The sequence below is a fragment of the Sphaerisporangium sp. NPDC051017 genome, from assembly GCF_040683095.1.
Taxonomy (GTDB): Bacteria; Actinomycetota; Actinomycetes; order Streptosporangiales; family Streptosporangiaceae; genus Sphaerisporangium.
In genome coordinates, this window is record NZ_JBFBCI010000029.1 from 67,951 (window position 1) to 91,240 (window position 23,290).

Sequence of the window (23,290 nt, forward strand, 5' to 3'; positions counted from 1 at the left end):
GCGCGGCCGCCGTAGTGGTGGGGTCGAGCAGCGCCGCCGAACTCGGTCACGGCGATACGGATGACGCCGCCCCCATCCGGGGCCCGGCGGCACTCCGGATGCGCGCGAGTTCGGCGGCGCCCTCGGCGAGGACCTTCTTCCGGCCGGTGGCCTACGAGTCGTTCAGCGCGCCCAGTACCTGACGCCACAACCGCCTCGACTCCATCATCAAGGTCTCCGCCGCCGCCGTCGCCTGGCAGTTCTCCGCCCACGAGCACGCCGTGCGCCAGGCCCGGGAGAAGACCAAGCTGCGGACCATCGCCGTCTCCTTCTTCGCCCTCGCCGCCCTCTCCTTAGCGGTCATGCCGTTCCTGTCCGCTGCCCAGCGCCGTGCCGGCCGCGCACTCGGCTCCGCCAGCGCGGTCGCCGACTCCAAGCAGACCCTGCTCTGCATCTGCCTGTCCGTCGTCCTCCTCGCCGGGCTGATCCTCAATGTCACCCTCGTTTGGAGCTGGGCCGACCCGACTGCCGCCCTCGTCATCACCGCGATCGCCGCAAAAGAAGGCCGCGACGCCTGGCAGGGCAAGGGCTGCTGTGCCCCGAACACCGCTCTCGCCCCGCAAGCCGGCCGGGAGGCCGACGCCTGCGGCTGCCAGACCGGCTGCGACTGCTGCTGACCACATCCGAACGACGGCCTGGTGCCCCAGCGTGACTTCGTGATCATGGCCTCGTGGTTTGCACTTCTCCCCCGAGCAGCCGGGTGTTCTCCACCATCAGGCGTTGAACGACGTTGCGCAGCGACAGCAGGTCCGCCTCCCCGCGCCGGGCGCCTGCCAGGGCCTGGTCCCGCTCCCGGCGCAGTTCTTCGACCTCGGGGTTCGCGTCCAGGATCGCTACGTGCTCGCCCCGCGCGCTGGCCGCGAGATCCCGCACGCGGAGGGCTCGAAGTTCGGCACGGGTTGTGTCGAGCTCCCGGCGCAGCGCGGCGTTCTGTTCGAGGAGCATGCGGTTCTCCACCGTCAGCGCGGCTTCCTGTCGGGCTACGGCGGCGGACACTGCGCGGGGGCGGTCGCCGGCGAGGTGGGCGCGGACGGCCTCCGCCTCGGCTTTCAGGTCGCGGTGGCGCTGGAGATACTGCGGGTTGACTTCGGCTCGCCTGGTGATCTCCGCGTCGGAGAGCGGCGTGCGGGCCCTGCGCATGCTAGTGATGACGTCCAGCACCCGGCGGCGGCACCGCTCGCTGTCGGACCGACGCCGGGCCGCGGCAGCCTCCCGCGCCGGGTGATGACCTCGACGTCGGTGGGGTGCAGCGGCAGCTTGTGGCGGCGGCGGACCTTCTGCATCCAGTAGACGAGGAACGGGTAGCGGCGTCGCTGGACGCTGCCGTCGGCCGCCTCGATGTCGATGTCGTGCCACACCACGCAGTCGAACTCCAGGTGCCGGACCTCCCAGGGGCGCCGACCGATCCGCAGGGAGAGCTCGGTGAAGTCCCGCGCGGTGCCGTCGGGCAGCAGGGCGAGGTTCTCCTCGCCCATCAGCTGCAGGAACACTGCCTCGGGCAGGGCGTCCTGGGAGCGGCCCTCCATCTCGCTGTCGGTGTCGTCGCGGTCCGGGTACCGCGGCACGTCGCTCGCCAACAGGTGTACCCCGGCGGCTTCGTTCGCGGCCAGCCACGCACGCTCCTGGTCCAGGACCGCACGCAGCGTATGCACCAGGCCCCAGTGCCGTTGAGGGGTGACCAGCAGCGGTCCGCCGCCCGCGGTCGATGGCAGCAGCCGTTCGCCGATGACGGCCCGCCGCGGGTCGCCTGCGTCGAGCCCCTGGTAGTCGGCTGAATCGCGGGCCCGCTGGGCCACACCGCACGTACTTGGTGATGCCGGCCCGGCCCACTGCCGCCGGCTGGCGGCCCTCGCCCGGCAGAGTGCGCAGGAACATCGCGAACCAGCGGGCCGCGTAACCGACCAGCCGCAGCCGCTGCTCGGAGACACCGGACGCGGCGAGCTGCAGCACGTGCTGCTGGGCGACGTGGAGCAGCCAGGGCGCGTGCACGTCGCTGAGATCGACGGTCCCGCCGGAGAACCGGGGGCTCAGCACGTCGAGCCGGATCACCGCACGCTGGTGCTCCGACTCACGGTCGGCGTACCGAAGTTGCACGGACCTGCGCCACAAGCGCAGGCAGGTCGTGCTCTGCCCCTTCGCCGGCAGGTCGGCCGCCAGCAGGTCGGTCGCCGAGTGGTCCGCGAGCCAGCGGATGCCGGACTTGACCTGGGAGGGGCTGATGCGGCCGCCCTGCCGCAGCTGGCCCTCGTAGCCGAGCAAGACCTGGGCGCGCACCACCTCGTTGAGCTCCGCCAGGGGGACGATGCCCATCGTGGTGTAGACCGCCGGGGCGGTGCGTGCCCACTGCGTCAGGTCGGGTCTGCCGGCCACGGACCACTGCCGCTGGTGCGGCGTGCACAGCCTGGTGCCCTTCGTGTTGGCCCAGCGTGAGCAGACGCGCACCGCGCACTCGCCCAGCCGGGACGCGGCCGCGGGCCGGTTGCCAAGTACTCCGTGACCGTCAGGCCCGCGGCCGCCCGGGCGCCGGCGCAGCTCTTGCACAGCCCGCTCGCCTCGGCCGGCCGCGGGCAGCCGACCGAGCACCGCGTCTCGCCGTACACGCGGCGGGCTGGTGGCGCCGGGGCGGTGGCGCACCAAGAGCTGATGTTGCCGGGAGAGCCGGCCGCCCGCCAGGCCGCCATACACCGATGGCACAGCCAGGGCGAGCACTCGACGGGCCGGTCGCAGGCCGGGTGGACGCAGGACCGCAGGGTGTGCCAGTCCGCGCCCAGCGGGAAGTGCAGCTCAAGGGCCCGCCCGGTCCAGGCCGTGCTTGGCGAGGTACTGCCAGTCGGGCTCCGCCGTTGTGGCGGCGGGCGGCGCGTACGGTGCCGGGCTGGTCATGAGAGCCCGAAGAGCTGGTCGGAGACCGCCCGGGCAGCGGCCGCCACCTTCGTGTCCGGGACGGACCGGTAGATGTCCTGGCTCGTGACGTCACTGTGGCCGAGCAGGCGCTGGAGGACGTCCCGCGCGATGTCGAGGTCCGCAGCGGTCTCGCCGAAGGTGTGCCGGAGCATGTGCGGATGCAGGTGCCGCAGCCCGGCCCGCGCGGAGAGATCGGAGAGCAGGTCCTGGATCCGCCGCGGGCTGAGCGCGTCACCGCCGGGGTCGCCCGTCGGGCCGGGGAAGGTGACGAAGGCCCAGGGGCTTGCGCCGGCTCGCCGGATGGCGAGACGCTCGCGCATCCAGTCGGCGTAGAGCATCTCCACCGCGCCCGGCACGGGCACGATGACCATGCCGCGGTTCTTGTTGGCCGCGCCCTTCGGATGCCCGCCGCGTTTCCGCAGATGGACATGCGGACCCAGGACGTAGGAGCAGCCGGGCACGGTCCGGCCAAGCGGAACGAAGTGGATGTCCTCACGCATCAATGACACGAGTTGGCCGACCCGAAGTGCGCAGCAAGCCGTGATCGCCACCATGCATCTGTCCCGGGCGGTTTCCGTCGCCAGCAGGAGGCGAGCGAACTCCTCGTGGGTGGCGGCGAGCGCACGCGCCGATGAGTGGCTCGGCCGGGAGTCCACGCGGATCCGCGGCCTGACCGCGACCATTCCGCGGCCCGTCTCGGCCGGGACGGTCGTGAACAGCGCGCTGAAAGCCTCGGGCTCAAGGCGCCCAAGGTCGGCCAGGTGGAGGTAGAAGCCGTGGATGGCGGCCAGAGCCGGAGCGAGAGTGGCCTCTTCGGGGAGTCGGCCGTTCCCCCGGCCGCTGCTTGCCCGCGGAGTGGTCCGCAGGTGCATCACGTACGTCGCCATCCGAAGAGCGGCGTCGTTCCGGGAGAGGCCGCGCTCTTCGGACCAGACGTGGAGCCGCTTCAGGTGGCCCGCGTAGGTCTTGGTGGTTGATTCCTCGCAGGACCGCCCGAATCGCAGGTGACGAAGGTGGTCGTCGACGTCGCCGACCACGGTCAAGGTGGGGCCGGCCAGCACCGTCCAGTAGGCGAGCTCGTCGCTCACTGCGACGCGAACGATCTCCGCATGCATCGGTGCCGTGATGACCACAGCATGACCGTAGCCGAGTGACCGCCCCCACCTGCCCAGAACCATCAATCTCATGACATACAGGGCATTTATCAGTTATAGGGCCGAACTATGGCACCGCCCCAGTCCCCAACCTGTCGGTCAACGCGCGGCTCCCGAGGTTGTCTTACTCGACCTTTGACGTCGATCGGTACGAATGAGACAAAGCAGCATCACGACGCGTAGAAGCCGGGAGTCAGCGGAAGTCCGCTGGCTGAGCGTCCCGGCAGCGTACACGCGAGCGAACAACGAGCAACCAACGTCGGCCTGCTTCTCGGGCCGAGATCAGCCAACATCAAGAAACCGCAGCTCATGGACTATATTCACTGATCAAACCAAGTAGGGCGGGTGGGACTTGAACCCACGACCCACGGATCATGAGTGGAGGATACTTCACCGGCTTTCCAGGGCGTTGACCTGCTGAACCAGGCGCCCGAGGTGAGCTGAGGACGAAGATCATCCCGTGTATATCCCGCAGTGCCTACTGATCAGCCGTCTGATGCCTGGCCCGCTCTCGTAGTCGACGTAGCCGGCGTTCGTACTGGCCCGCATACGACCTCTGGGCCTTATCGACGAGGCGGATCAAGGGATCCGAAGAGTGCTCATAAAGCTCGACCTCGAACGGGTCACTGTCGTAGTCGATGAGCTGCCGCAGCCGCTCGGGGTACGCGCCGTACTCACCGACCGGCAGGTACGGCTCGATGAACTCCCACTCCGAATCCGTCAGTTGCACTCGCGTCACCCAAGAACGTCTACCGGTCTGGGGCCTGCCGCGAAGGCAAATCTCGCAGATTGTTCACGACGTAATACGCGCCCTAGCACTCCAGCACCGGTTTTCGGCTGGGCTTTCCCGAGCTAAGCCGGGCACGTAGCGGCCTCGAGTCCATTGTGGCCCATACGGTCCAGAACTTGTATTGTGCGGGCATGCCCCGACCTCGTGAGTTCGATGAAGATCGCGTGATTCTCGCTATCCGCGACGAGTTCTGGGACAAGGGCTACGCGGCGACATCGATGGACGACCTGCTGCGCGTGAGCGGGCTGGGCAAAGGCAGCCTCTACGGGGCGTTCGGGGACAAGCGCAGCCTGTTCCTGCGAGTGCTGCGCCACTACGACGACGCGAACCTGCTGATGCTGCGCGAGCGTCTGGCATCCGCCGCGCGCGGGATCGACCTGGTGCGCGAGTTCGTGCTCAGCCCGACCGGCGACCCGACCGGAGCAGTTGCGCGCCGGGGTTGCCTGCTGGCGAACAGCAACGCCGAACTCGCCACCAGCACTCCGGACGTGGCCGCTGAAGCCCGCCGCACTTACGACGCGATCACCGCCACGCTCACTGCGGCACTGGAGCGCGCCCAGCGCGAAGGAGACCTCGACCCCGACACCGACCCCGCCGAGACCGCCCGCGCGGTCCTCGTCGCCCAACTCGGCCTCATCGCGCTCGGGCGCACCGGCACGGACATCGACGTGCTCACCACGGCGGCCCAGTCCGCCCTGGCGCGGCTCCTGCCCACCCCGATGCAGTAGCAACAGCTCAGCCGCCGAACTGTACCGCCGCAGCCTGCCACCTGCCCCGAGCCCTCGGGGGTGCGCCCTCAAGCTGCACGCCACGACCATTCTTGACTACTCGGTCCATATCTGGGAAGATTATGGACGTAACAGTCCATAACCTCGAAGGAGAACCGCATGGCCGTCTTGGCAGACAAGGTCGCCGTAGTCACCGGGGGCAGCACCGGCATCGGGTTCGCGACCGCACGCGCGTTCCGCGACGAGGGCGCCAAGGTGTTCATCACCGGTCGCCGCAAGGAGGTGCTCGACGCCGCGGTCGCCGAGCTCGGCTCCGACGTGACCGGCGCGGTCTGCGATTCTTCGGTGCCCGCAGAGCTCGACGCGTTCTACGGGACCGTGCGCGACCAGGCCGGACGCATCGACGTGCTCGTCGCCAACGCCGGCATCGGCATCGCAGCTCCGTTCGGCGAGGTGACGGAGGAGCTGATCGACTCAGTGTTCGCCACCAACGTCAAGGGGACGATCTTCACCGTGCAGCAAGCGCTGCCGCACCTCAGCACAAACGCATCGGTGATCCTTACGGGTTCGACCGCCGCGACACGGCCCAACCAGGGGCTCGAGGTCTACGCAGCGTCGAAGGCCGCGGTCCGCAGCCTCGCCCGCGGCTGGGCCCTCAGCTCGCGCGCACATGGCTTTCGGGTCAACGTCGTATCCCCGGGCGGAGTACGCACCCCCGGCCTGCTCGAACTGATCCCGCCCGAGATGCTCAAGCAGGCCGAAGGCCGCATCCCCCTTGGCCGCCTCGCCGAGCCCGAGGAGATCGCCGCCGTGACGACGTTCCTCGCCTCGGACGCGTCGAGCTACATCAACGGTGCCGAATACTACGCCGACGGTGGATCCGCGCAGGCATGAGCGCTCTCGTAAGCGCCGAGCACATCGTGTTCCTCGGCCGGGGCGCCGAACTCGTCGGCGAACCGGTGGGCGAGGTCGAAGCGGATCGGCTGGAGTGGATCCCGATGAGTGAGATCCCCGGCATGATCGCGCGCGGCGACGTATGGAACTCCGGGGTCCTCGTCGGGCTCCTGTACGCGCGGGAGCGGGTCAACGCGTCGCGCGGATAACCGCTCGTTTGAGTTCGGCGATGCGCCGGCCGTGGCGCTGGGAGCCGATCATGCCGGCGAGTTGTTCGGCGCGGTAGAGGTGGGGTTGTGCGGCGTCTGCCTTCGCCCATGGCGAGTAGGGCATGGGCAAGGTCGCAGCGTAGTCCCGCCTCGGCGCGGTTATAGGTGCCGTCCATGCCGGCGAGCGCGGAGCGTAGATCCTCGGCGGTATCGGGGTCGCCGAACCGGACCAGGCAGTTGCCTCGCCGGCGGGCGGGTCACGGGTTACCCCGTGGCCCTTCGACTTTATGCCTCTGAGCTGGGAAAACGGCCCCAGTTTCCTCCCGTGTACATCCCCTGAGGACCGGCTCAGGGCTGCTTTCGGTGGCATGCACCTGCAGGCGCGTGCGGGGCCGTTGGCCGAGAAGGTCCAGGCCAACGGGTGTTCAGAATGATCACGGGGTAGGGCGGGTGGGACTTGAACCCACGACCGACGGATTATGAGTCAGTTCGATTGGTGTCGCTGAGTGTCGCGGGATGACGTTTTCTATTACTCTGCCCGCGATCATGCCCATCATCGTGCCGGGAAGTGATGGTGGATGCCGCGCCGTATCGCGTACATGCGAGCAACCACCGAGCAAACATGCGTTCTTGAGCATCGCCATTATGTGCCATTTGTCCCCTATCTCGACACCGCTGTGTAAGGTCAGGATTTCGTGGCGAGGCCCAGCCAAGAAGCCGCCCAGTCAACTCGAGGTTCTGGCCTGCCGGCCTGCCGCGGGATGTGGTTTCGCGTACCGGCCGGAGAGGTGGCCGAGCTTGAGCCCCAGGTGCAAGGCGAGACGCTCGGTGCCTTTCCGGAGGCTGACCCCGCCTATTTCCTCGATCTTCGCCAAGCGGTGGTAGAGCGTCGTGCGATGGATGACGAGCTGCTCGGAGGTCGCCTTGATATCGCCCGCGAGGTCCAGGAACACCTCCAGGGTGTGCAGCAGCTGACCGGGTTCATCCCGCTCGGCCAGTTTGCCGAGCGCCGGATGCAGCAGGTCGAGGCTGATCTGCTGGAAGGGCAGCTCGGCCAGTATGCGGTAGATCCCGAGCTCGGACCATTCGACGATGCTGTCCAGGCCCAGGACCCGGCCGATGCGCGTCGCCTGCTGGGCCTGCCGGTAGGACAGACGCGCATCGGCAAGGTGAGCGACCTGCGTCCCGATGCCGACGCGTCCACTGTCGGCACCCGCACCCTGCAGACCTCGTTCGTAGTCCGCCTTGATGCGGCCCGCCAGCTCCACCGGCCTGGTGTCGCGGTCGACGGCCACGACCAGGATGGCGTGGTCGGGTCGCACCAGGTGCAGGCCACGCCTGATCGGGAGTTGCCGCCGGGCGTGTGCGAGGGACAGGTCGGCCGCGTTGGCACGGTCGTCGTGGTCGGCGGGCTCCTCGGTGTCCAGGACAATGACGCGGACCGGCCGGGCGATGTCCATGAGCGCGTCCTCGGCGAGGCCGCTGACCGCTTGCGCGCGGACCGCGGGGTCGTCGTCCAGCAGGTCCCGCAGGAGCTCACGCTCGCGGGCTCGCTGGAGGTTGTTGAGCAGCCCGTCACGATAGAGGATGTTCGCGGCCTCGTCCGCCGCCCGCTCCGCCACCGCGATCTCCTCGGCCGTCAGCGACTCTTCGGCGTCGATGAGCCACAGATAACCCAGGTGCAGGTCGCGGAACCGGATCGGTATGCCCACCCGGCTCAGCATGCCGAACTCGGGGTTGCCCGGCAGGCGGAACCAACCGGTGGCATGCTGTGCACCGTGCCGGCGCGCCCACTCGATGGCCTCGGGATTGGCCTTCCTGTGCAGGATCGAGGCCAGCCGTTGCTCATCCACTGCGCCGTAGTGCGGACTGTAGGACTGCAGCCGCATCTGCGGGTCGTCTATGGCGACCGACCGGGACAGCTGTTCGCCGACCCGGTCGGTGAGGCGTTGCAAATCACTCACCCGCCAAGTCTCCACCAGCGGGCATGCTCCTCATCCGGTAGTCCGACGTGACGGCGAGCGGATCCGCCGGAAGTGCTCCTCTGCCTACTCCGACTGCGTGATCACCGCCGGGCGGGCATCGCTGCCAGCACCGACTGCTCCGTGGGATAGGCGGCGGGATCGAACCGGTCCAGCCGGTAGGCGCGCTGGTCCAGCCACTCGCTCGACCCATCCAGGATGACGTCGGCCAGCATCCGCCCGAGCCCGGGCCCGTGAGTCACCCCAGCCTCGTTGTCCCCGGCCAGGACGTAGAGCCCGGCGACATCGGGCACCGGCCCGGCCAGGAAGCGCCGGTCAGGGGTCATGCACGGGATGCCCTGCAGCCACCAGGAAATCGTGGTGTCCTTCACCGGCACCAGCTTGCGCAGCTTCGGCACCAACGTCGAGGTCAGGCGGTCGGCGAGCTCCTCGTGGCGCGGCTGCCCGCCGTCGCCCGCCGTGGCGTCCAGCTCGAACAGGGGCGCGTAGCCGTCGCCGTTTCCGTAGGTGAGCCCGCCACGGTGTTCGCGCAGCCAGAGCCCGAACAAGTCAGGGATCATGACCGTCGGCATCGACGACGAGACACCCGAATGCGGTGAGACGACCCGCGTGGCGACCATGCGCAGCAGCGGCACTCGGTAGCCGACCTCGCCGAGCAGCTCGTTGGTCCAGGCGCCGCAGGCGAGCACCACCCGGTCGGCGGCGATGTCGCCCGCGCTGGTGCGTGCTCCGACGACGGCACCGTCGGACGTGAGAAGGCCGGTGACCCGGGTGTTCGTCCGGACTTCCGGCAGCCGTGAGGCGAGCGCGCGCGTGGTGCGACCGGCGCTGATCTGGATGCCTCCCGGGTGTAGGGCGCCGCCGACGACGCTTTCCGCCGCGATCACGCCGCCCGTGAGGTCGGCGACGTCCCTGGCCGAAAGAGCTCGGGTCTCTTCGGGCGCGAATGGGTGGTCGAGGACCGGCTCCACCCAGCTCCGCAAGCCCTCTTCTGTCGTCGCCGCGTACATGTTGCCGTTGGAGCGGTAGTCGATCGCCGCTCCACTCCTGGCGAGCCGGCGGTAGTAGGCGACGCCGTACTTCTCCAGCTCCAGATCGGTGTCGGTGAAGAAGTTGGCGTACCCGGCGGCCCACAGGCCGACGAATCCGGCGCCCGCGCCTGAGGTCGCGGCGGCGGGTACGCCGGAGTCCACCACGATCACCTGGCCCGCGTCACGTTCCAGCAGATGGTGGGCTACCGAGGCGCCCATGACTCCAGCACCGACCACGACGGTTACCGACATCACATCTCCCCAGAGAGCATCGTTGCGTAGGCCTGGTGAAACGCCGCAACGGACGGCTCCTCACCCGACAGCGGGCCAGGATCGAAAAAGCGGGACCGGACACCGAGCTGGGTGCGCTCGCACAGCGCCCAGTCCTGCAGGTTCGTCTGGTCCCATACCTTGATCAGGTTGTCCAGGTCGTAGTCACGCCCCGCCTCCGCATCGGCCCGGACGAGCCACGTCATGGTGACCTCGGTGCGGTCGATCGCGACGGGCCGGTCGCGCAGGACGACGGCGTAGTCGGGGCAGCAGACGACGGCGAAGGTGGGCTTCAGGTGCAGGGCCACGGTGTACGGCTCGCCGGACAGCATGGGCCGGGAGGAGGCGGGCTGTCCGTCGACGGTGAGCGAGACCGCTCCGGGCTTGAGCCCTAGCCTGGTGCACTGCACCCGCATGTCATCGCTGCGCCGCAGATCATCACCGAGAGCTGCCACATCGAACGCCCTGAGGAGCTCCGGATGGTTGACGTTGCAGTGGTAGCACTCCTGGGCATTCTCCCAGACCAGCTTCCAGTTCGCCCGCACGTCGTAGGTGATCTCGTGGGCGACGGTCGCGCCAGGAAGGTCGAAGGGGGCGATGGCGTCCTCACCGAGAGCCAGCAGGTCGGCCAGCGGGGTGGCTTCCTCGTCGAGGTTCACGAAGACCAGCCCCTGCCAGGTGGCGACCTTCGCCTTCCGCAAGGGGTAGCGGTCCTTGTCGAAGTCCGGTGGCATCTTGGAGGCGCCCAGCATGGTCCCGTCCAGCTTGTAGGCCCACTGGTGGTACGGGCAGACCAGCCGCCGTGCGGAGCCGCATCCCGCGTCGAGCAGGCGGGCACCGCGATGGCGGCAGACGTTGTGGACCGCGGCGATCTCTCCCTCCAGGGTCCTGCTGACGATCACGCTCTCCAGGCCGCTTTCCACCGTGACGTACTGGCCTGGCCTGGCCAGTTGCGACTCGTGCGCGGCGAACAGCCAGCTGCGGTTGAAGATGGCTTCGAGCTCCTGCTCGAACAGCTCGGCTGTCATGTACAGCTCGCGCGGCATGCCGAGGCCGCGCTCGATGTGGTCACGCATGATCTGGCCGGCTGTGGGGTTGGTCATCGGGTCCACCTTTTGAGGAAGGAGTCGACGATCGTGAGGTAGACGTCGACGTTGGGCTCGTCGAACATGCCGTGGCCGTTGCGGTTCAAGGTCAGCCACTCGCAGTCGGGGATGCCATCGGCGAGGACCTGGTTGATCTCCCTGGACGACATGTCGTGGCCGCCGTGGACGGCGAGGGTCGGTGCGACGATTTCGGGCAGGCGAGCTTCCACGTCCCAGCCGCGCAGGGCTGTCGTGGCGAACCACAGGCGATCGCCCCAGAGTCCCTCGCCCGCAGGGCCAGGAGCCAGCGCCTCCGCGCTCATCTGCTCGGTGTCCTGGAAGTTGGTCGAGTAGGCCGCGAGCCACCGGGTCACGGCCGAGACGAAGGCCGGGTCGTCATGGTCGCCCAGCGCGTCAGCCGTCAGCGCCGCCGCCGCCTCGCGCGGCGGCAGCAGGTCGAGGATCTGCCGCAGGAACTCTGTGGTGATCCTCGCGGTGCTCGGTGTGGTGTTGGACAACACCAGGCGCCCGACCCGTTCCGGATGGTCGAGCGTGTACTGCAGAGCGAGCATGCCGCCCCAGGAGTGGCCGAGCAGGTCGACCCGCTCGGCTCCGAAGTGGGCGCGTACGGCATCGACGTCGGCGACCGCCCGTTCGACGCTCCAGGGGTACGGCTCCGCCGGTACCTCGGACCTGGCGGTGCCGAGCTGGTCGAAGGTGACGACCCGGCGGCCGGCACCGGCCAGCCGGTGCAACGGATCCATGTAGGCGCAGCCATCGCCGCCCGGCCCGCCGTGCAGGCCCAGAAGCAGCGTCCCGCCCTGCCCGCTCACCTCGCAGCACAGGCTGAACCCCTCGGCCGAAACGACCTTCTCGATCACGCGACCTCCACGATCATGACCTCGCGGGGAAGGGTGGACAGCAGCCGCGCGCCGTCCCGGTCGAACACGACGGTGTCGACCATCGCGAGGAACGCGACGCTCTCGAAGTTCGTCACCAGCCCGGCCTCGATGACGTCCTCGGTGTCCTCATCCGAACTGGACCAGACGAACTCGCCGACCCAGTCGGGAGGGAGGGAGACCCCGAGCTCGTAGCCGCCGGCCCACCCGTCGACTCCGGCCTCGGCGAAGTACTCGCGCAGCGCGCGGTGCAGGTCGCGGAACGGCAGCCCTGGGCGGGCCGTCGCGGTGAGCACGTCGTGCGCGCCTGCGATGACCTTCGCCAGGTCGGTGAACCAGGGAGGTGGTTCGCCGACGAAGAAGGGGCGGGTTCCTCGTGCGTGGTAGCGGTGTACGGCGCCTGCGACGTCGGCGTGGAAGTAGTCGCCGCGCTGGATCTTCCTGCGGGTGCTGACGCCGTGCAGCATCGGCATCGGCGGGCCGACGGCGATGGTCTCGTGCATCGCTGTGGGCTCCCCGCCTGCGGCGATCATGCCGGTCATGTACGTGTTCCAGGCTTCCAGCTCGGTCATGCCCGGATACGCCTGCCGGTGGAGCTCGGTGATCCCGGCGTCGCAGGCGGCCTGCGCGTGCTCGATCATGGTGATCTCGGCGGTGGACTTGATCCGGCGAGCTCGGCGGATCACGGTGGTCGCGTCGGCCAGGCCGTACCCGCGTGTGGTCAGCATCGCCTCGATGGCGGCCAGCCCGGCCGGGTTGGGGAGGGCGCTCCACCGCTCGACGCCGACGGTCCCGCGGGTCCAGCCGCGAGCGGCCAACTCGGCGGCAAGGAGGTCCGTGAAGCCGTCCAGATCCGTCTCGGGAATCCCGCGGAAGTCGTCCACGCACGAGGTCAGCCGTACCAGTTGCTCGTGCTCGGCCACCTCGATGAGGAGTATCCGGTCGTGGTCGACGTGGACGACCGTGCAATGAGTGGGCGGGAAGCACGTCGAGGAGTGTGAGCGGTACCAGCGGGCGTCATAGCCGTGCAGCCAGCACATGCCGTCCGGCGAGGTGATCAGCAGGATGTCGAGCCCGCTCTCGGCCATCCGCGTCCGCAGCAGTGCCAGCCTGGCCGCGTACTCCTCACGGCTGAACGGCAGCTCGGCCGGACGCTGAGCGAGCCGTTCCTCCTCCAGGCGGATGAAGTCCGTCATCGTCAAACTCCGATCAAGCTGGGTGCCGCCGCAACCAGCCGTTGGGTGTAGGGATGGGCGGGCGCGCTCAGGATGTCGGAGACGGTTCCCGACTCGCAGACCGCCCCGCGGTCGAGGACCAGGACCCGGTCGGCCGCGACCGACACGACGCCCAGGTCGTGGGTGATGAACAGGGCGGACAGCCCCAGCTCGGCCCGCAACTCGCCGAGCAGCTCCAGGATCGCGGCCTGCACCGAGACGTCCAGCGCTGAGGTGATCTCGTCGCACACCAGCACGTCGGGTGTGGCGGCCAGCGCCCTGGCGATCGCCACCCGTTGGCGCTCACCACCGGAGAGCTGGTGGGGATAGCGCTCGGCCGTCCGCGCGGGCAGCCGTACCTGCTCCAGCAGCGCGCCGACCTCGGCCCGCGCCTGCGCGGCCGACAGCCCGCGCAGAACCTGGGCGGGTCTGGCCAGCTCGTCGCCGATCTGGCGGCGCGGATTGAGCGACTGGTAGGGGCTCTGGAAGATGTACTGGACGCGGCGACGCTGGTCCACCGTACGGCGGCGCACCCGGTCGGCCAGCGGTTCGCCGTCCAGCAGGATCGTGCCCCGGTCCGGGCGGTGCAGGCCGACCAGGCAGCGCGCGATCGTCGTCTTGCCGCTCCCTGACTGGCCGACCAGGGCCAGGCACTCGCCCTTGGCGAGCTCGAAGGACACTCCGTCGGCGGCAACGACCGTCCCATGCCCGGCGTGGAGGTCGCGGACATCCAACAGGGCGCCGCCCCCCGATTCCTGGGCCGGGGTCCGTTGATCACCGAGCGTGATGGGCGGGGTCGCCGCCGAGTGCAGGCAGCGCACCAGATGCCCGTCGGCGATCCACGCAGGCTCAGGCGGTGCCTGGAGGCACTCGGCCGTCTGTTGCGGACAGCGCGGCGCGAAGGCACAGCCCGGGGGCCGGTCCTCGACGCCGACGGCGGTGCCCGGCATGGCGATCGGCCGGGCCGGGCGGCGGTGGTCCGGAATCGACTGGAGCAGGCCACGGGTGTAGGGGTGTCGTGGCCGCTCCAGCAACGTCGCGGCCGGCCCCTCCTCCACGATCCTCCCCGCATACATGACGGCGATGCGGTCGGCCAGCTGGGACACCACCGCCAGGTCGTGCGACACGTACACGATCGCCGCGTCCTGCTCCTCGCGCAGCCGGCGCACCTCGTCGAGGACGCTCGCCTGCGTGATGACGTCGAGGCCGGTGGTCGGCTCGTCCATCACGATGAGGGGAGGACCGCAGCACAGCGCCATCGCGATCGTGACCCGCTGCTGCTGGCCGCCGGAGAGCTGGTGGGGGAACCGCTTCGCCGTACCCTCCGACAGGTCCACCGCGGCGAGCAGCTCGAACACGTCACGCGGTCGGCGCATGACGTCGGAGATGGCTGCCCCGATGCGCAGGGAAGGGTTCAGCGCCTGTCCGGCGTCCTGCGGGACGTAGGAGACAAGCTCGCCCCGCACCCGACGGCGAGCGTTCTCCTCCAGTTGGAGGACGTGCCGTCCGGCCACGACCACGTCGCCGGACACGATGGACGTGCCGGTCCGCGCGAAACCCAGCAGGGCCAGCGCGGTCGTGCTCTTGCCGCTGCCCGACTCGCCCACCAGACCGAGGATCTCCCCCGGCCCGAGGCTCAGGTCCACGTCCTCGACGACCGGTTGTCCCGAGGCGAGCTCGATGCGCAGCCCGGTCACACTCAGCACGCTCATCGTTTGCCTCCGGCCAGCGCGTCGCTGATCAGGTTGATGGCCACGGTGAGCACGCCGAGCATGATCGCGGGGACCAGCACCGACAAGGGGTTCAGATCGAGGTCCATTCCTGCCCTGTTCTCCGAGACCATCAGGCCCCAGTCGGCGGCCGGCGGCTGCATGCCGAGGCCGAGGAAGTTGACTCCGGCGATCAGCAGCACCGACCAGGTGCTGCGCAGGCCGATGTCGGCTGCGATGGGCCGCGCGATGTTCGGCAGCACCTCTCGCCGCAGGACCGACACCGAGCTCTCACCACGGACGACCGCCGCCTCGACGTAGCCACGGACCGATTGCTCGGCGGTGGCGGCCCGGATGATCCGCGCGATCGCGGGGACCTGGATGATCGCAGTCGCCAGGACGACGGGCACGATGCCTCGCCCGAGCCCTGTAGCCACCAGCAGGACGAACACCAGCGCGGGGAAGGCGATCAGCACGTCGACGCCACGCATCAGCACCGAGTCCAGCCACGAACGTGTGTAGCCCGCGGACAGCCCGATCGGGAGCCCGACCGCGTAGGCGAGCAGGGTGGCCAGCCCCGCGTAGGCCAGCACGCTCCAGCCACCGGCCAGTGCTCTCGACAACACGTCGCGGCCCAGGAAGTCGGTCCCCAGCAGGGCGTGGCCGCCCGGCGCGTCGAACGGCAGGCCGATGGTCCTGGCCGGGTCGTGGGGGGCGAGGAGCGGGCCGGCCAGCGCGATGAGGGCGATGAGGCCGAACATCACCAGCCCGATGCGCCGCCCCTTCATGCCGTGTCCGTCCTGAGCTTCGGTACGGCGAGCATGACCAGCGCGTCGGCCACGATGGTCACCGCCACATAGATGACGGCCAGGATCATCGTGACCGACCTGACCTCGGTGTTGTCATGGATGGTGACGGCATCGACGAGTTCCTTTCCGATGCCCGGATAGCCGAACATCACCTCCACGATGAGCAGGCCCCCCACGAGGTACTGCGCGATCAGCGCGAACACTTGGATGCTGGGCGCCAGCGCGTTGCGCAGCGCGTAGCGGCGAATGACGCGCGGCTCGGCGATGCCGTTCAGCCGGGCGACGGCGACGGAATCGGCCGACAACGCCTCCAGCATTCCGGCCCGGATCATCCGTACCGAAGCCCCGACGGTCACCCCGATCAGCGTCAGCACCGGAAGCACGAGCAGCTCGGGAGTTTCGAGCGGGCTATGGCCCGGAGTGATCAGTGACACCGGTGGCAGGACGTCGAGCCAGGTGACGAAGACCGCCAGGATCAGGGCTCCGAGCACGAACTCGGGAAGAGCGGCGGGCACCAGCGTCGCCGTCGAGATCAGGTGATCCTGCCAGCGGCCCGCGCGCAGTGCCACGTACACGCCGAGCAGCAGGGACACCGCGACGATCAGCACGAAGGACACCGCGGCGAGCACCACGGAGTTCGCCAGCCTGCCGCTGATCTGGCTCCACACGCTGATGTCGGCACCGGCTACGTAACTCGTGACCGAATGCCCCAGATCCCCGTGCAGCAGCCCGGTGAGCCAGTCCCAGTACTGCCGCGCCAGCGGTCGGTCGAGCCCCATCTCGTGCCGCAAAGCGTCCAGGGCGGGCCCCTTGGCCTGGCGGCCGAGCAGCGCGCTGGCGGCGTCGCCCGGCAGCACGGAGGTGGCGACGAACACCAGGACGGACAGGACCAGCAGCGTGAGCAGGCCCGCGGCGATTCGACGCAGGACGTATACGACCACCGGGTTCATGCGGTGAAGTAGGCGTTGGCCAGGCCGGATGGAAGGCCGAGCGCCAGATATCGGCTCGGCGTGATCCCCGCTACCCGGCTCGACGTGGCGTCGAGATTGTTGACGTTGGCCCACCATATGTAGCCTCCGGCGTCCCACTGCTCCTGCTGTACGGCCAGCCAAGCGCTCTGCGCTGCCGACTCCCGCGTGGCGGCCATCGCGGCAGCGACCTGGACGCCGGTCTGCTCTTTCGTCCAGTGCGTCTCGTTGCCGTAGCCGTCGGGCAGGACGGCGTACTGGTAGAAGTTCGCCAGGTTGGCGAATCCGGCCCAGAGCGTCTGCGCGAACGGTCGCTGCAGGTACTGCAGGGTCGGGTCGAAGTAGGACGTGGCGTCCACCTGGGAGACGTTGATCGTCACGCCGCCGTCCTTGGCCTGTTGGGCGAAGAGCGTCGCCGCCTCGACCATGCCGGGCGCGACGGCCGCCGTCTCCAACGTCACCGTCAGCCCGTCGGCGTACCCGGCTTGCGCCAGCAGCGCCCTGGCCTGCTGGACGTCACGCTTGCGCTGGGGGATCGCGTCGGCGAAGAACTCCAGGCCCTTGCCGAACAGGTCGTTGGCGACGGTGCCGAAGCCGAACAGAGCGACGTCTACGAGTTGCCGGCGGTCCACGAGCAGGCGCATCGCCTGCCTGACGCGTACGTCGTCGAACGGCTTCCGGTCGACGGCCATGTAGAACGCCTGGGAGGCGGTGCTGGGGGTGTCGAGGAGCCTGATACCACTGCTCGCATGCGCTCTGGCCTGGGTGAACGGCATCTGCGCCAGCACGTCGATCTGGCCGCCGAGCAGCGCGTTGACGCGGGCCGTGTTGTCGTCGATGGACTGGATGACCAACTCGTCGACGTACGGCTTGCCCTTGTCCCAGTAGACCGGGTTGCGCCGGCAGACGCTCTGCCGGCCCTGGTCGAGCGAGGCGAAGATGAACGGGCCCGTGCCGACCGGCTTGCTGAAGTCGGTGGTGCCGTCCTGCACGACCCAGCAGGCGGAGATCGTCTGGGGGAAGAGCAGGTCGGGGCTCTTGAGGGGGATGACGATGCTGTGCGGTCCAGTGGCCTTGACGTGGTCGAGGTCGACGTTGGCCACGCTGACGGAGAGCTGGTTGTCGGGGTCGGCCATCCAGCGCAGCGTGTAGATCACGTCCTGCACGGTGAAGGGCTTGCCGTCGTGCCAGGTGACGCCCTCGCGGAGGGTTAACGTCCAGGTCTGCGCGTCCTTGTCGGACGTCCAGCGGGTGGCGAGGGCGGGGCGGATCTCCATGTTCGGGCCGATGTCGACGAGCGAGTCGTAGACCGCGCAGGTCATCGCCATGTTGATCAACGCGCTCGTGGCGCCGGAGGGGTTGAACGATTCGGACTTGCCTGCGCCCAACATGCCAACGCGCAGCCGCCCACCCCTTCGCGGCGGGCCTGCGGGCACGCTCGGTGCGGCCGTCGTGCGGGGCCTCCCGCATCCTGCCACGACGCCTGCGCCAACCGCGAGCCCTGCGGCGCCCAGGAAGGTCCTGCGTTTCATGACACCTCCTGCCCAAGCCGGTATCGAGCCGGGGCGGCCTCGGAAAGCGAGGGCCGGTCCGGGCTGAACGCCTCGATCGGATACTTCGGCCGATTTTCGAAGGCCAGGTCAGCGAGGATACGGCCCATCAAGCTGGCGAACTTGCCCGCATGCCCGGCGCCGACCGCCAGGAACACCCGCGGATGCCCAGGGACGGCGCCGACGATGAACTCCCGGTCTCTGGGCAGGTCGTAGACGCAGGTCTTGGCCAGCACGGTCTTCCCCGCCCATGCGGGAAGCCGTTCTCGGAGGAAGCCCCTGACGAACTCCGTCTCCGCCGGATCGGGCTCGAAGCTGCGGGTCTCCTGCGTCACGAACCTGCCCGTCATGTCCCTGGCGGCCTTGACGCCCTGCTCGCCGTGCATGGGGATGCCGTAGAAGTCGTGGTCGCCGTGCCAGATCCAGATCGGGAACCGGTCGGGACGGAACGCCTCGAGGTCGGCGGCGAAGTACTGGACCTGCTCCTGAGACAGCGCGAGCGGGATCGAGGTGCCAAGCCGTTCGAGCAGCGGCGGCGCCCACGATCCTGCGCAGACGACCAGCGAACCGGCGCTGAAGTCGCCTTGGCCGGTGCGAACCAGCACACCGGTGGACGTCGACTCGATGTCCTGGACCGTGCAGTCGTCCAGCACCGTCGCGCCTTGCTCCCTGGCCAGCCGGAGATGCTGCGCCGTGGCCCGGCGGATGTCGACCAGACCGCCATCGCGCTGGAAGAGCGCGATGGTGTCATCGTCGATCACCCACTGCGGCCAGGCATCGCGAACGTCAGCCGCCGTCAGCACGTCGTACGGAATGTCTGCAGCGTCCAGGGACTGCCGGTAGGATTGCAGCACCTCGAAACCGGGCGTATCCACCCTGGCCAGGTCCAGCCCTCCCGTACGGACCACGACCTTTTCGCCGCCGTGCTCCTTGACCTCGGTCCAGGTGTCGTAGGCAGAGGGGGTCAACGCGGTGTAGACCGGTGAGTGGTAGGCATGCCGAATGATACGCGAGTGGTCGTCCGACGAGCCTCTGGAGTGCCCCGGGGTGAACTGCTCGCACACCAGCACGCTTCCGCGCCTGGCCCTGCTCAGCCAGTAGGCCGCGGCGGCGCCGAGTGCCCCGGCGCCGATCACGATGTGGTCGTACCTCGCATCTGCCATTGCCGCAGCGTGCCAGCTGACACTGCGGCACGCACGCTACGATTGATGGATCAAATGGTGGATACCGCTACGTTTTGTCGCCCAGCAAGGTTCGATGACGCCAGATCCGCACTTTCGACGCCACAGCGAGCCTCGAAGCGGGGGGGGCACGTTCCCCACATCCGGTAGGACTTGAACCCACGATCCACGGATTATGAGTCCGCCCGATCAGCGACCGACGGCATCTGGATATCAGCATGGTCCAGCGAGTACGACAAACCCTGGCCGGTGGCGGGTGTTACGCGTTCAGATGCCGATGAGTCGGACGCGGTTGCCGCACAAACGGACCATGTCGTCCACATCGGAGGTCAGCATGGCCACCGGGCCAGGTTGGCGCAATGCCATCTCGGCGATCGTCGCATCGATCGCGTACTTGTGGCCGTGCAGGCCTGTGGCCTTGAGTAGTTCAGCGGACCTCTTCGCTGCGCTCTCGGTCAACGGTTCGACCTTCACGCGGGAGAGGACCCACTGCAGTCGCGGCATGTCCACTCGTGTGTGGCTGACTTCCACAATGGTGTTGGCGCCGATGACGAAATCGGCACCCATGGAATGAAACACTTGGAACATGGCGAGGATCTTGCGGTCCTGCGCGATCCAGGCGGAGAGCCCTTGGGAGTCGAGGACGACGGTTTCGACATGCTCGATCACGCCGCACTCGCCGAACCGCCGGAACCCGCCGTCCCGAAGATACCGGCGCGGGCCTCGGCCAGTTCCTCGTCGGTGAACTCCCCATGCTCCTCCTGATGACGCAGCAAGTCGGCGGCCAGGAGTTGGTGCCGCAGTTGGCGTGCCACCGCCTCGGCGACATAACCCGAGATGTTGTCAGTGAGCTTCCTGAGCTCGGTGACCTGGTCGTTCTGCAGTGTCACCGTAATGCGTGTCGTGTCGGCCATAGATCAATCATACCGCGGTATGCGCATGCCGTGAGGTGGAACGCACCCTGTCGTTGACCGCGCTGGAGGACGCGAAGTACGCCAGGGCGGCCCTGGATGCTCTCCCTTCGCCTTGGCCCTGCCACAGAGCGGCAGGCGGTTCACCGACTCGGGGGAAGGCTGCTACGTCCTGAGCGGTCGATGTGGGGAGGCGGGCAAGCTCGGAGAGGAATCGCGGCATCTCGGTCGGCGATAGGATCAGGCTGCCGTATAGGTCGACGCGTTCCAGCATCGGATGGGGGCCGCGCCCGCGCACCTGATCGACGAGACGCACGAAGACCTCGTGGGGTCTGGTGCCTCGGCGACGGGGGTGAGCTTCCTGCGTCTCGGGCTGGTCCCATGCTGTTCCACCCTCATCAGCACCGCATCAACGCCCATGATCACATCCTAATCAGGGCCCCGGGAGACCTCTCGGGGTCCTTCGGCCTACGGGCGCGGAATCGTTCCGCGAAGCGCCGGAAACCGCATCGCGACCTGGGGAAACTCGGTCCGCGTCATCCCGCGTATATCCCGTGACTGGCGACAAACGGCGGCTCTCGGTGGCCTACGGCTGCATGCCCAGTAACCATGATCCATGGAGGAACCGCAGCTCAGGCAGGGTTTCCCTGATCAAACGTGGTAGGGCGGGTGGGACTTGAACCCACGACCGACGGATTATGAGTCCGCTGCTCTGACCGGCTGAGCTACCGCCCCGCAAGCCTGGAGTCTCTCATAAGTTGGCGTCTATGTGAGCACAGGAAGATGTTCACTCTAGCCGGTGCCGGGTCAAGTTTAGGACGGTGGGCGAGATCGGGGGCGGGTGCCGGTCTTCGCGTCGGCCGTATGGGTAGGGGTGATGATCGCTAGAGTGCGGTAAGTGATCATGACTCGGTCCCTTCGCCCTGTACGGGTGGCTCTGGCCGTGCTGTTGGTCCTGGGTGGGGGGCCGGTCGTCCGGAAAGGGTCGCTGGATTGGGAGAGCACGAGGCGTCCGTAACCCTGACATACCTCCGCTCGCGTGCGATATGCCCTCTGCGGTCGGCGATGCGGGCTACCGTGGCGGCATGGCCGAGACGGGGAAAGTCGTCGGGGAACGGTACCGGCTGGTCGAGATGATCGGGTCCGGGGGGATGGGCAGGGTCTGGCGGGGGCTGGACGAGTTGCTCGACCGGGAGGTCGCGGTCAAGGAGGTCCTGTTCCCTCCCGGCATGGACGCGGCCGAGCGCGAGATGGCCGGCAGGCGGGCGATGCGCGAGGCCCGCGCGGCGGCGCGGCTGAGCCACCCGGGCATCGTCGCGGTGTACGACGTGATCGTCCGGGACGACTCCCCGATCATCGTGATGGAGTTCGTCCGCGGGCCGTCCCTGCACCGGCGGATCGGCGAGGAGGGGCGGCTGCCCCCTGCCGAGGTGGCGCGGATCGGCGTCGAGATGCTGGCCGCGCTGGAGGAGGCGCACGCCGCGGGCATCGTCCACCGCGATCTGAAGCCCGCGAACGTGATGCTCACCGCGAACCGGGTCGTCATCACCGATTTCGGCATCGCCAGCCTGGCCGGGGACGCGACGCTGACCGTGTCGGGGGAGGTCATCGGCACGCCGGCATTCATGGCGCCCGAGCAGGCGCACGGCCTGCCGGTAACCCCTGCCTCCGACCTGTGGTCGCTGGGGGCGACGTTGTACGCCGCGGTCGAGGGCGTTCCTCCGTACACCGGGCCGAACGTGACGGCCGTCCTGTCCGCCCTGCTGACCCGGGACCCGGAGCCGACGGCGCACGCGGGTCCGCTCGCGCCCGTGCTGGAGGGCCTGCTGCGCCGGGATCTCGGGCAGAGGCTCACGGCCTAGCAGGCCAGGCGTCTGCTTCGCGCCGCGATCGCCGAACGCCCGCATCCGGCATCCTCCGGCGTCACGCTGGGACGACCGTCCTCCCAGGAAACGCCGCCCCGGGGCTCGGCGCCCGTGGACGGGCCTCCCCAGGATGCCGTCGCCGTCGCGGACGCCGCGCCGGCCGCGGTTTCCGTCGCGGATGCGGATTCCGTCGCGGACCGCTTCTGGGACGTCCCCCGCCGCCGGTACATCAAGGAGTTCTCCGGGGACTCGTGGTCCTCGGAGGACGAGTCCGAGCCGGGGGAGATCATGGCGCTGGCGTTCAGCCCGGACGGGCGGACGCTGGCCACCGGCTTCAAGGATGGGATCGTCCGGCTGTGGCGGGGCCGATGAGCGGACGGGCGCCGTGCCAGAATCGCCACGGACAGGGACAGAACGCGATCACCGTGGGTGTGCGGGCGGGGTCGTCGAATCGGTGGGAGAGCTCGTGAGCCGGGTCTTGTACGTCATCGTCTGCGCGGCCGGCGCGGCGCGGGACGTGGGCAGGTTGGTGGGCTTGGCGCAGGACGCCGGGTGGGAGGTGCAGATCGTCGCCACTCCGTCCGCGCTGGACTTCGTCGACGTGCCCGCGCTGGAGGAGCAGACCGGGCGGCCCGTGCGCAGCCGCTACCGCAAGCCGGACGAGCCCAAGCCGCCTCGGCCCGACGCCATCATCGTCGCCCCGGCCACGTACAACACGGTGAACAAGTTCGCCCGGGGCATCGCCGACACCTATGCCCTCGGCCTGCTGGCGGAGGCTCCGGGCTTGGGCATTCCCGTCGTGATGCTGCCGTTCGTGAACGCCGCGCTGGCCGGGCGGGCGCCGTACCGGCGCAGTGTCGAGGAGCTGGCGGCCGAGGGGGTCCGCGTCGTCACGGGAGACGCCGGACCGCACGCGCCCGGCCCGGGCGAGGACGAGCTGGACGCCTTCCCCTGGCACCTCGCCGTTTCCGCGCTCGGCGGCCCGGGCGACGCCAAGGCTTATAACGCCAAGTAGTCGATTTACTACTCATTCCTCCGCGTGGTGGGCGGAAGCTGAGATTGTCTCGTCGGCGCGCGAACTCCAACCGCCGGGCGACC

At 68.9% G+C, this 23,290-nt stretch carries 23 protein-coding genes and 2 tRNA genes; 7 read left to right on the forward strand and 18 right to left on the reverse strand.

The features are described 5' to 3' along the window. Positions 1-260: 260 nt before the first annotated feature. Complete coding sequence (locus tag AB0M95_RS22935) at positions 261-656, forward strand: cation transporter (protein ID WP_363767971.1); 396 nt, start codon at positions 261-263, stop codon at positions 654-656. 43 nt (positions 657-699) lie between these two features. Here the strand turns inward: AB0M95_RS22935 and AB0M95_RS22940 are convergent, their stop codons facing one another. The 4 genes from AB0M95_RS22940 to AB0M95_RS22955 all read right to left on the reverse strand — a co-directional run bounded on the left by AB0M95_RS22940 (position 700) and on the right by AB0M95_RS22955 (position 4,827). Continuing rightward, positions 700-1,179, reverse strand: coding sequence for a hypothetical protein (locus AB0M95_RS22940; protein WP_363767974.1), 480 nt, complete (start codon positions 1,177-1,179; stop codon positions 700-702). Further along, positions 1,089-1,835, reverse strand: a complete 747-nt coding sequence (locus AB0M95_RS22945; protein ID WP_363767977.1) for a hypothetical protein — start codon at positions 1,833-1,835, stop codon at positions 1,089-1,091. The genes AB0M95_RS22940 and AB0M95_RS22945 overlap by 91 nt, the downstream gene beginning before the upstream one ends. Positions 1,836-2,918: 1,083 nt before the next feature. Beyond that, the gene (locus AB0M95_RS22950) at positions 2,919-4,076 is read right to left on the reverse strand and encodes a site-specific integrase (RefSeq protein ID WP_363767980.1); all 1,158 of its coding nucleotides are present in this window, start codon (positions 4,074-4,076) and stop codon (positions 2,919-2,921) included. Between the two features lie 499 nt (positions 4,077-4,575). Continuing rightward, the gene (locus AB0M95_RS22955; protein WP_363768041.1) at positions 4,576-4,827 is read right to left on the reverse strand and encodes a hypothetical protein; all 252 of its coding nucleotides are present in this window, start codon (positions 4,825-4,827) and stop codon (positions 4,576-4,578) included. A 191-nt stretch (positions 4,828-5,018) separates the two neighbouring features. On the opposite strand from AB0M95_RS22955, the gene AB0M95_RS22960 reads away from it, so the two are divergent. The 3 genes from AB0M95_RS22960 (at position 5,019) to AB0M95_RS22970 (ending at position 6,718) form a co-directional block, all read left to right on the forward strand. Beyond that, complete coding sequence (locus AB0M95_RS22960; protein WP_363767983.1) at positions 5,019-5,615, forward strand: TetR/AcrR family transcriptional regulator; 597 nt, start codon at positions 5,019-5,021, stop codon at positions 5,613-5,615. 159 nt (positions 5,616-5,774) lie between these two features. Further along, positions 5,775-6,509, forward strand: coding sequence for an SDR family oxidoreductase (locus AB0M95_RS22965; protein ID WP_363767986.1), 735 nt, complete (start codon positions 5,775-5,777; stop codon positions 6,507-6,509). Then, entirely contained in the window at positions 6,506-6,718 is a 213-nt protein-coding gene (locus tag AB0M95_RS22970; protein ID WP_363767989.1) for a hypothetical protein, read from the forward strand. The genes AB0M95_RS22965 and AB0M95_RS22970 overlap by 4 nt, the downstream gene beginning before the upstream one ends. A 725-nt stretch (positions 6,719-7,443) precedes the next feature. On the opposite strand, the gene AB0M95_RS22975 is transcribed toward AB0M95_RS22970, so the two are convergent. The 14 genes from AB0M95_RS22975 to AB0M95_RS23040 all read right to left on the reverse strand — a co-directional run bounded on the left by AB0M95_RS22975 (position 7,444) and on the right by AB0M95_RS23040 (position 21,062). Next, positions 7,444-8,682, reverse strand: coding sequence for a helix-turn-helix domain-containing protein (locus AB0M95_RS22975; protein WP_363767992.1), 1,239 nt, complete (start codon positions 8,680-8,682; stop codon positions 7,444-7,446). A 101-nt stretch (positions 8,683-8,783) separates the two neighbouring features. Further along, positions 8,784-9,983 carry an FAD-binding oxidoreductase gene (locus AB0M95_RS22980; RefSeq protein WP_363767994.1) on the reverse strand — a complete coding sequence of 400 codons (1,200 nt, stop codon included), beginning with the start codon at positions 9,981-9,983 and terminating at the stop codon, positions 8,784-8,786. Next, positions 9,983-11,104, reverse strand: a complete 1,122-nt coding sequence (locus AB0M95_RS22985; RefSeq protein WP_363767997.1) for an aromatic ring-hydroxylating dioxygenase subunit alpha — start codon at positions 11,102-11,104, stop codon at positions 9,983-9,985. Before AB0M95_RS22985 ends, AB0M95_RS22980 begins: the two co-directional genes overlap by 1 nt. Then, a complete protein-coding gene (locus tag AB0M95_RS22990; protein WP_363768000.1) occupies positions 11,101-11,967 on the reverse strand; it encodes an alpha/beta fold hydrolase in 867 nt (288 codons plus the stop codon). Before AB0M95_RS22990 ends, AB0M95_RS22985 begins: the two co-directional genes overlap by 4 nt. Then, positions 11,964-13,181, reverse strand: a complete 1,218-nt coding sequence (locus AB0M95_RS22995) for a Xaa-Pro peptidase family protein (protein WP_363768003.1) — start codon at positions 13,179-13,181, stop codon at positions 11,964-11,966. Before AB0M95_RS22995 ends, AB0M95_RS22990 begins: the two co-directional genes overlap by 4 nt. A gap of 2 nt (positions 13,182-13,183) precedes the next feature. Continuing rightward, positions 13,184-14,911, reverse strand: coding sequence for an ABC transporter ATP-binding protein (locus tag AB0M95_RS23000; protein WP_363768005.1), 1,728 nt, complete (start codon positions 14,909-14,911; stop codon positions 13,184-13,186). Further along, complete coding sequence (locus AB0M95_RS23005) at positions 14,908-15,696, reverse strand: ABC transporter permease (RefSeq protein WP_363768008.1); 789 nt, start codon at positions 15,694-15,696, stop codon at positions 14,908-14,910. Before AB0M95_RS23005 ends, AB0M95_RS23000 begins: the two co-directional genes overlap by 4 nt. Further along, positions 15,693-16,667, reverse strand: coding sequence for an ABC transporter permease (locus AB0M95_RS23010; RefSeq protein ID WP_363768011.1), 975 nt, complete (start codon positions 16,665-16,667; stop codon positions 15,693-15,695). Before AB0M95_RS23010 ends, AB0M95_RS23005 begins: the two co-directional genes overlap by 4 nt. After that, positions 16,664-18,076, reverse strand: a complete 1,413-nt coding sequence (locus tag AB0M95_RS23015) for an ABC transporter substrate-binding protein (protein WP_363768014.1) — start codon at positions 18,074-18,076, stop codon at positions 16,664-16,666. Before AB0M95_RS23015 ends, AB0M95_RS23010 begins: the two co-directional genes overlap by 4 nt. 137 nt (positions 18,077-18,213) lie before the next feature. Beyond that, positions 18,214-19,398, reverse strand: coding sequence for an N-methyl-L-tryptophan oxidase (solA, locus tag AB0M95_RS23020; RefSeq protein WP_363768017.1), 1,185 nt, complete (start codon positions 19,396-19,398; stop codon positions 18,214-18,216). A gap of 156 nt (positions 19,399-19,554) precedes the next feature. Beyond that, positions 19,555-19,630 (reverse strand) — tRNA-Met (locus AB0M95_RS23025). 53 nt (positions 19,631-19,683) lie between these two features. Next, entirely contained in the window at positions 19,684-20,085 is a 402-nt protein-coding gene (locus AB0M95_RS23030) for a DNA-binding protein (protein ID WP_358525031.1), read from the reverse strand. Continuing rightward, the gene (locus AB0M95_RS23035) at positions 20,082-20,330 is read right to left on the reverse strand and encodes a type II toxin-antitoxin system CcdA family antitoxin (protein ID WP_358525028.1); all 249 of its coding nucleotides are present in this window, start codon (positions 20,328-20,330) and stop codon (positions 20,082-20,084) included. Before AB0M95_RS23035 ends, AB0M95_RS23030 begins: the two co-directional genes overlap by 4 nt. A gap of 655 nt (positions 20,331-20,985) precedes the next feature. Further along, positions 20,986-21,062 (reverse strand) — tRNA-Ile (locus AB0M95_RS23040). Positions 21,063-21,412: 350 nt separating this feature from the next. On the opposite strand from AB0M95_RS23040, the gene AB0M95_RS23045 reads away from it, so the two are divergent. The 3 genes from AB0M95_RS23045 (at position 21,413) to AB0M95_RS23055 (ending at position 23,207) form a co-directional block, all read left to right on the forward strand. Further along, positions 21,413-22,189, forward strand: a complete 777-nt coding sequence (locus AB0M95_RS23045; protein WP_363768021.1) for a serine/threonine-protein kinase — start codon at positions 21,413-21,415, stop codon at positions 22,187-22,189. A gap of 114 nt (positions 22,190-22,303) precedes the next feature. Then, positions 22,304-22,564, forward strand: a complete 261-nt coding sequence (locus tag AB0M95_RS23050; RefSeq protein WP_363768023.1) for a WD40 repeat domain-containing protein — start codon at positions 22,304-22,306, stop codon at positions 22,562-22,564. 94 nt (positions 22,565-22,658) lie between these two features. After that, positions 22,659-23,207: a flavoprotein gene (locus AB0M95_RS23055; RefSeq protein WP_363768026.1), complete on the forward strand. Its 549-nt coding sequence runs from the start codon at positions 22,659-22,661 to the stop codon at positions 23,205-23,207. The last annotated feature ends 83 nt before the right edge of the window (positions 23,208-23,290 follow it).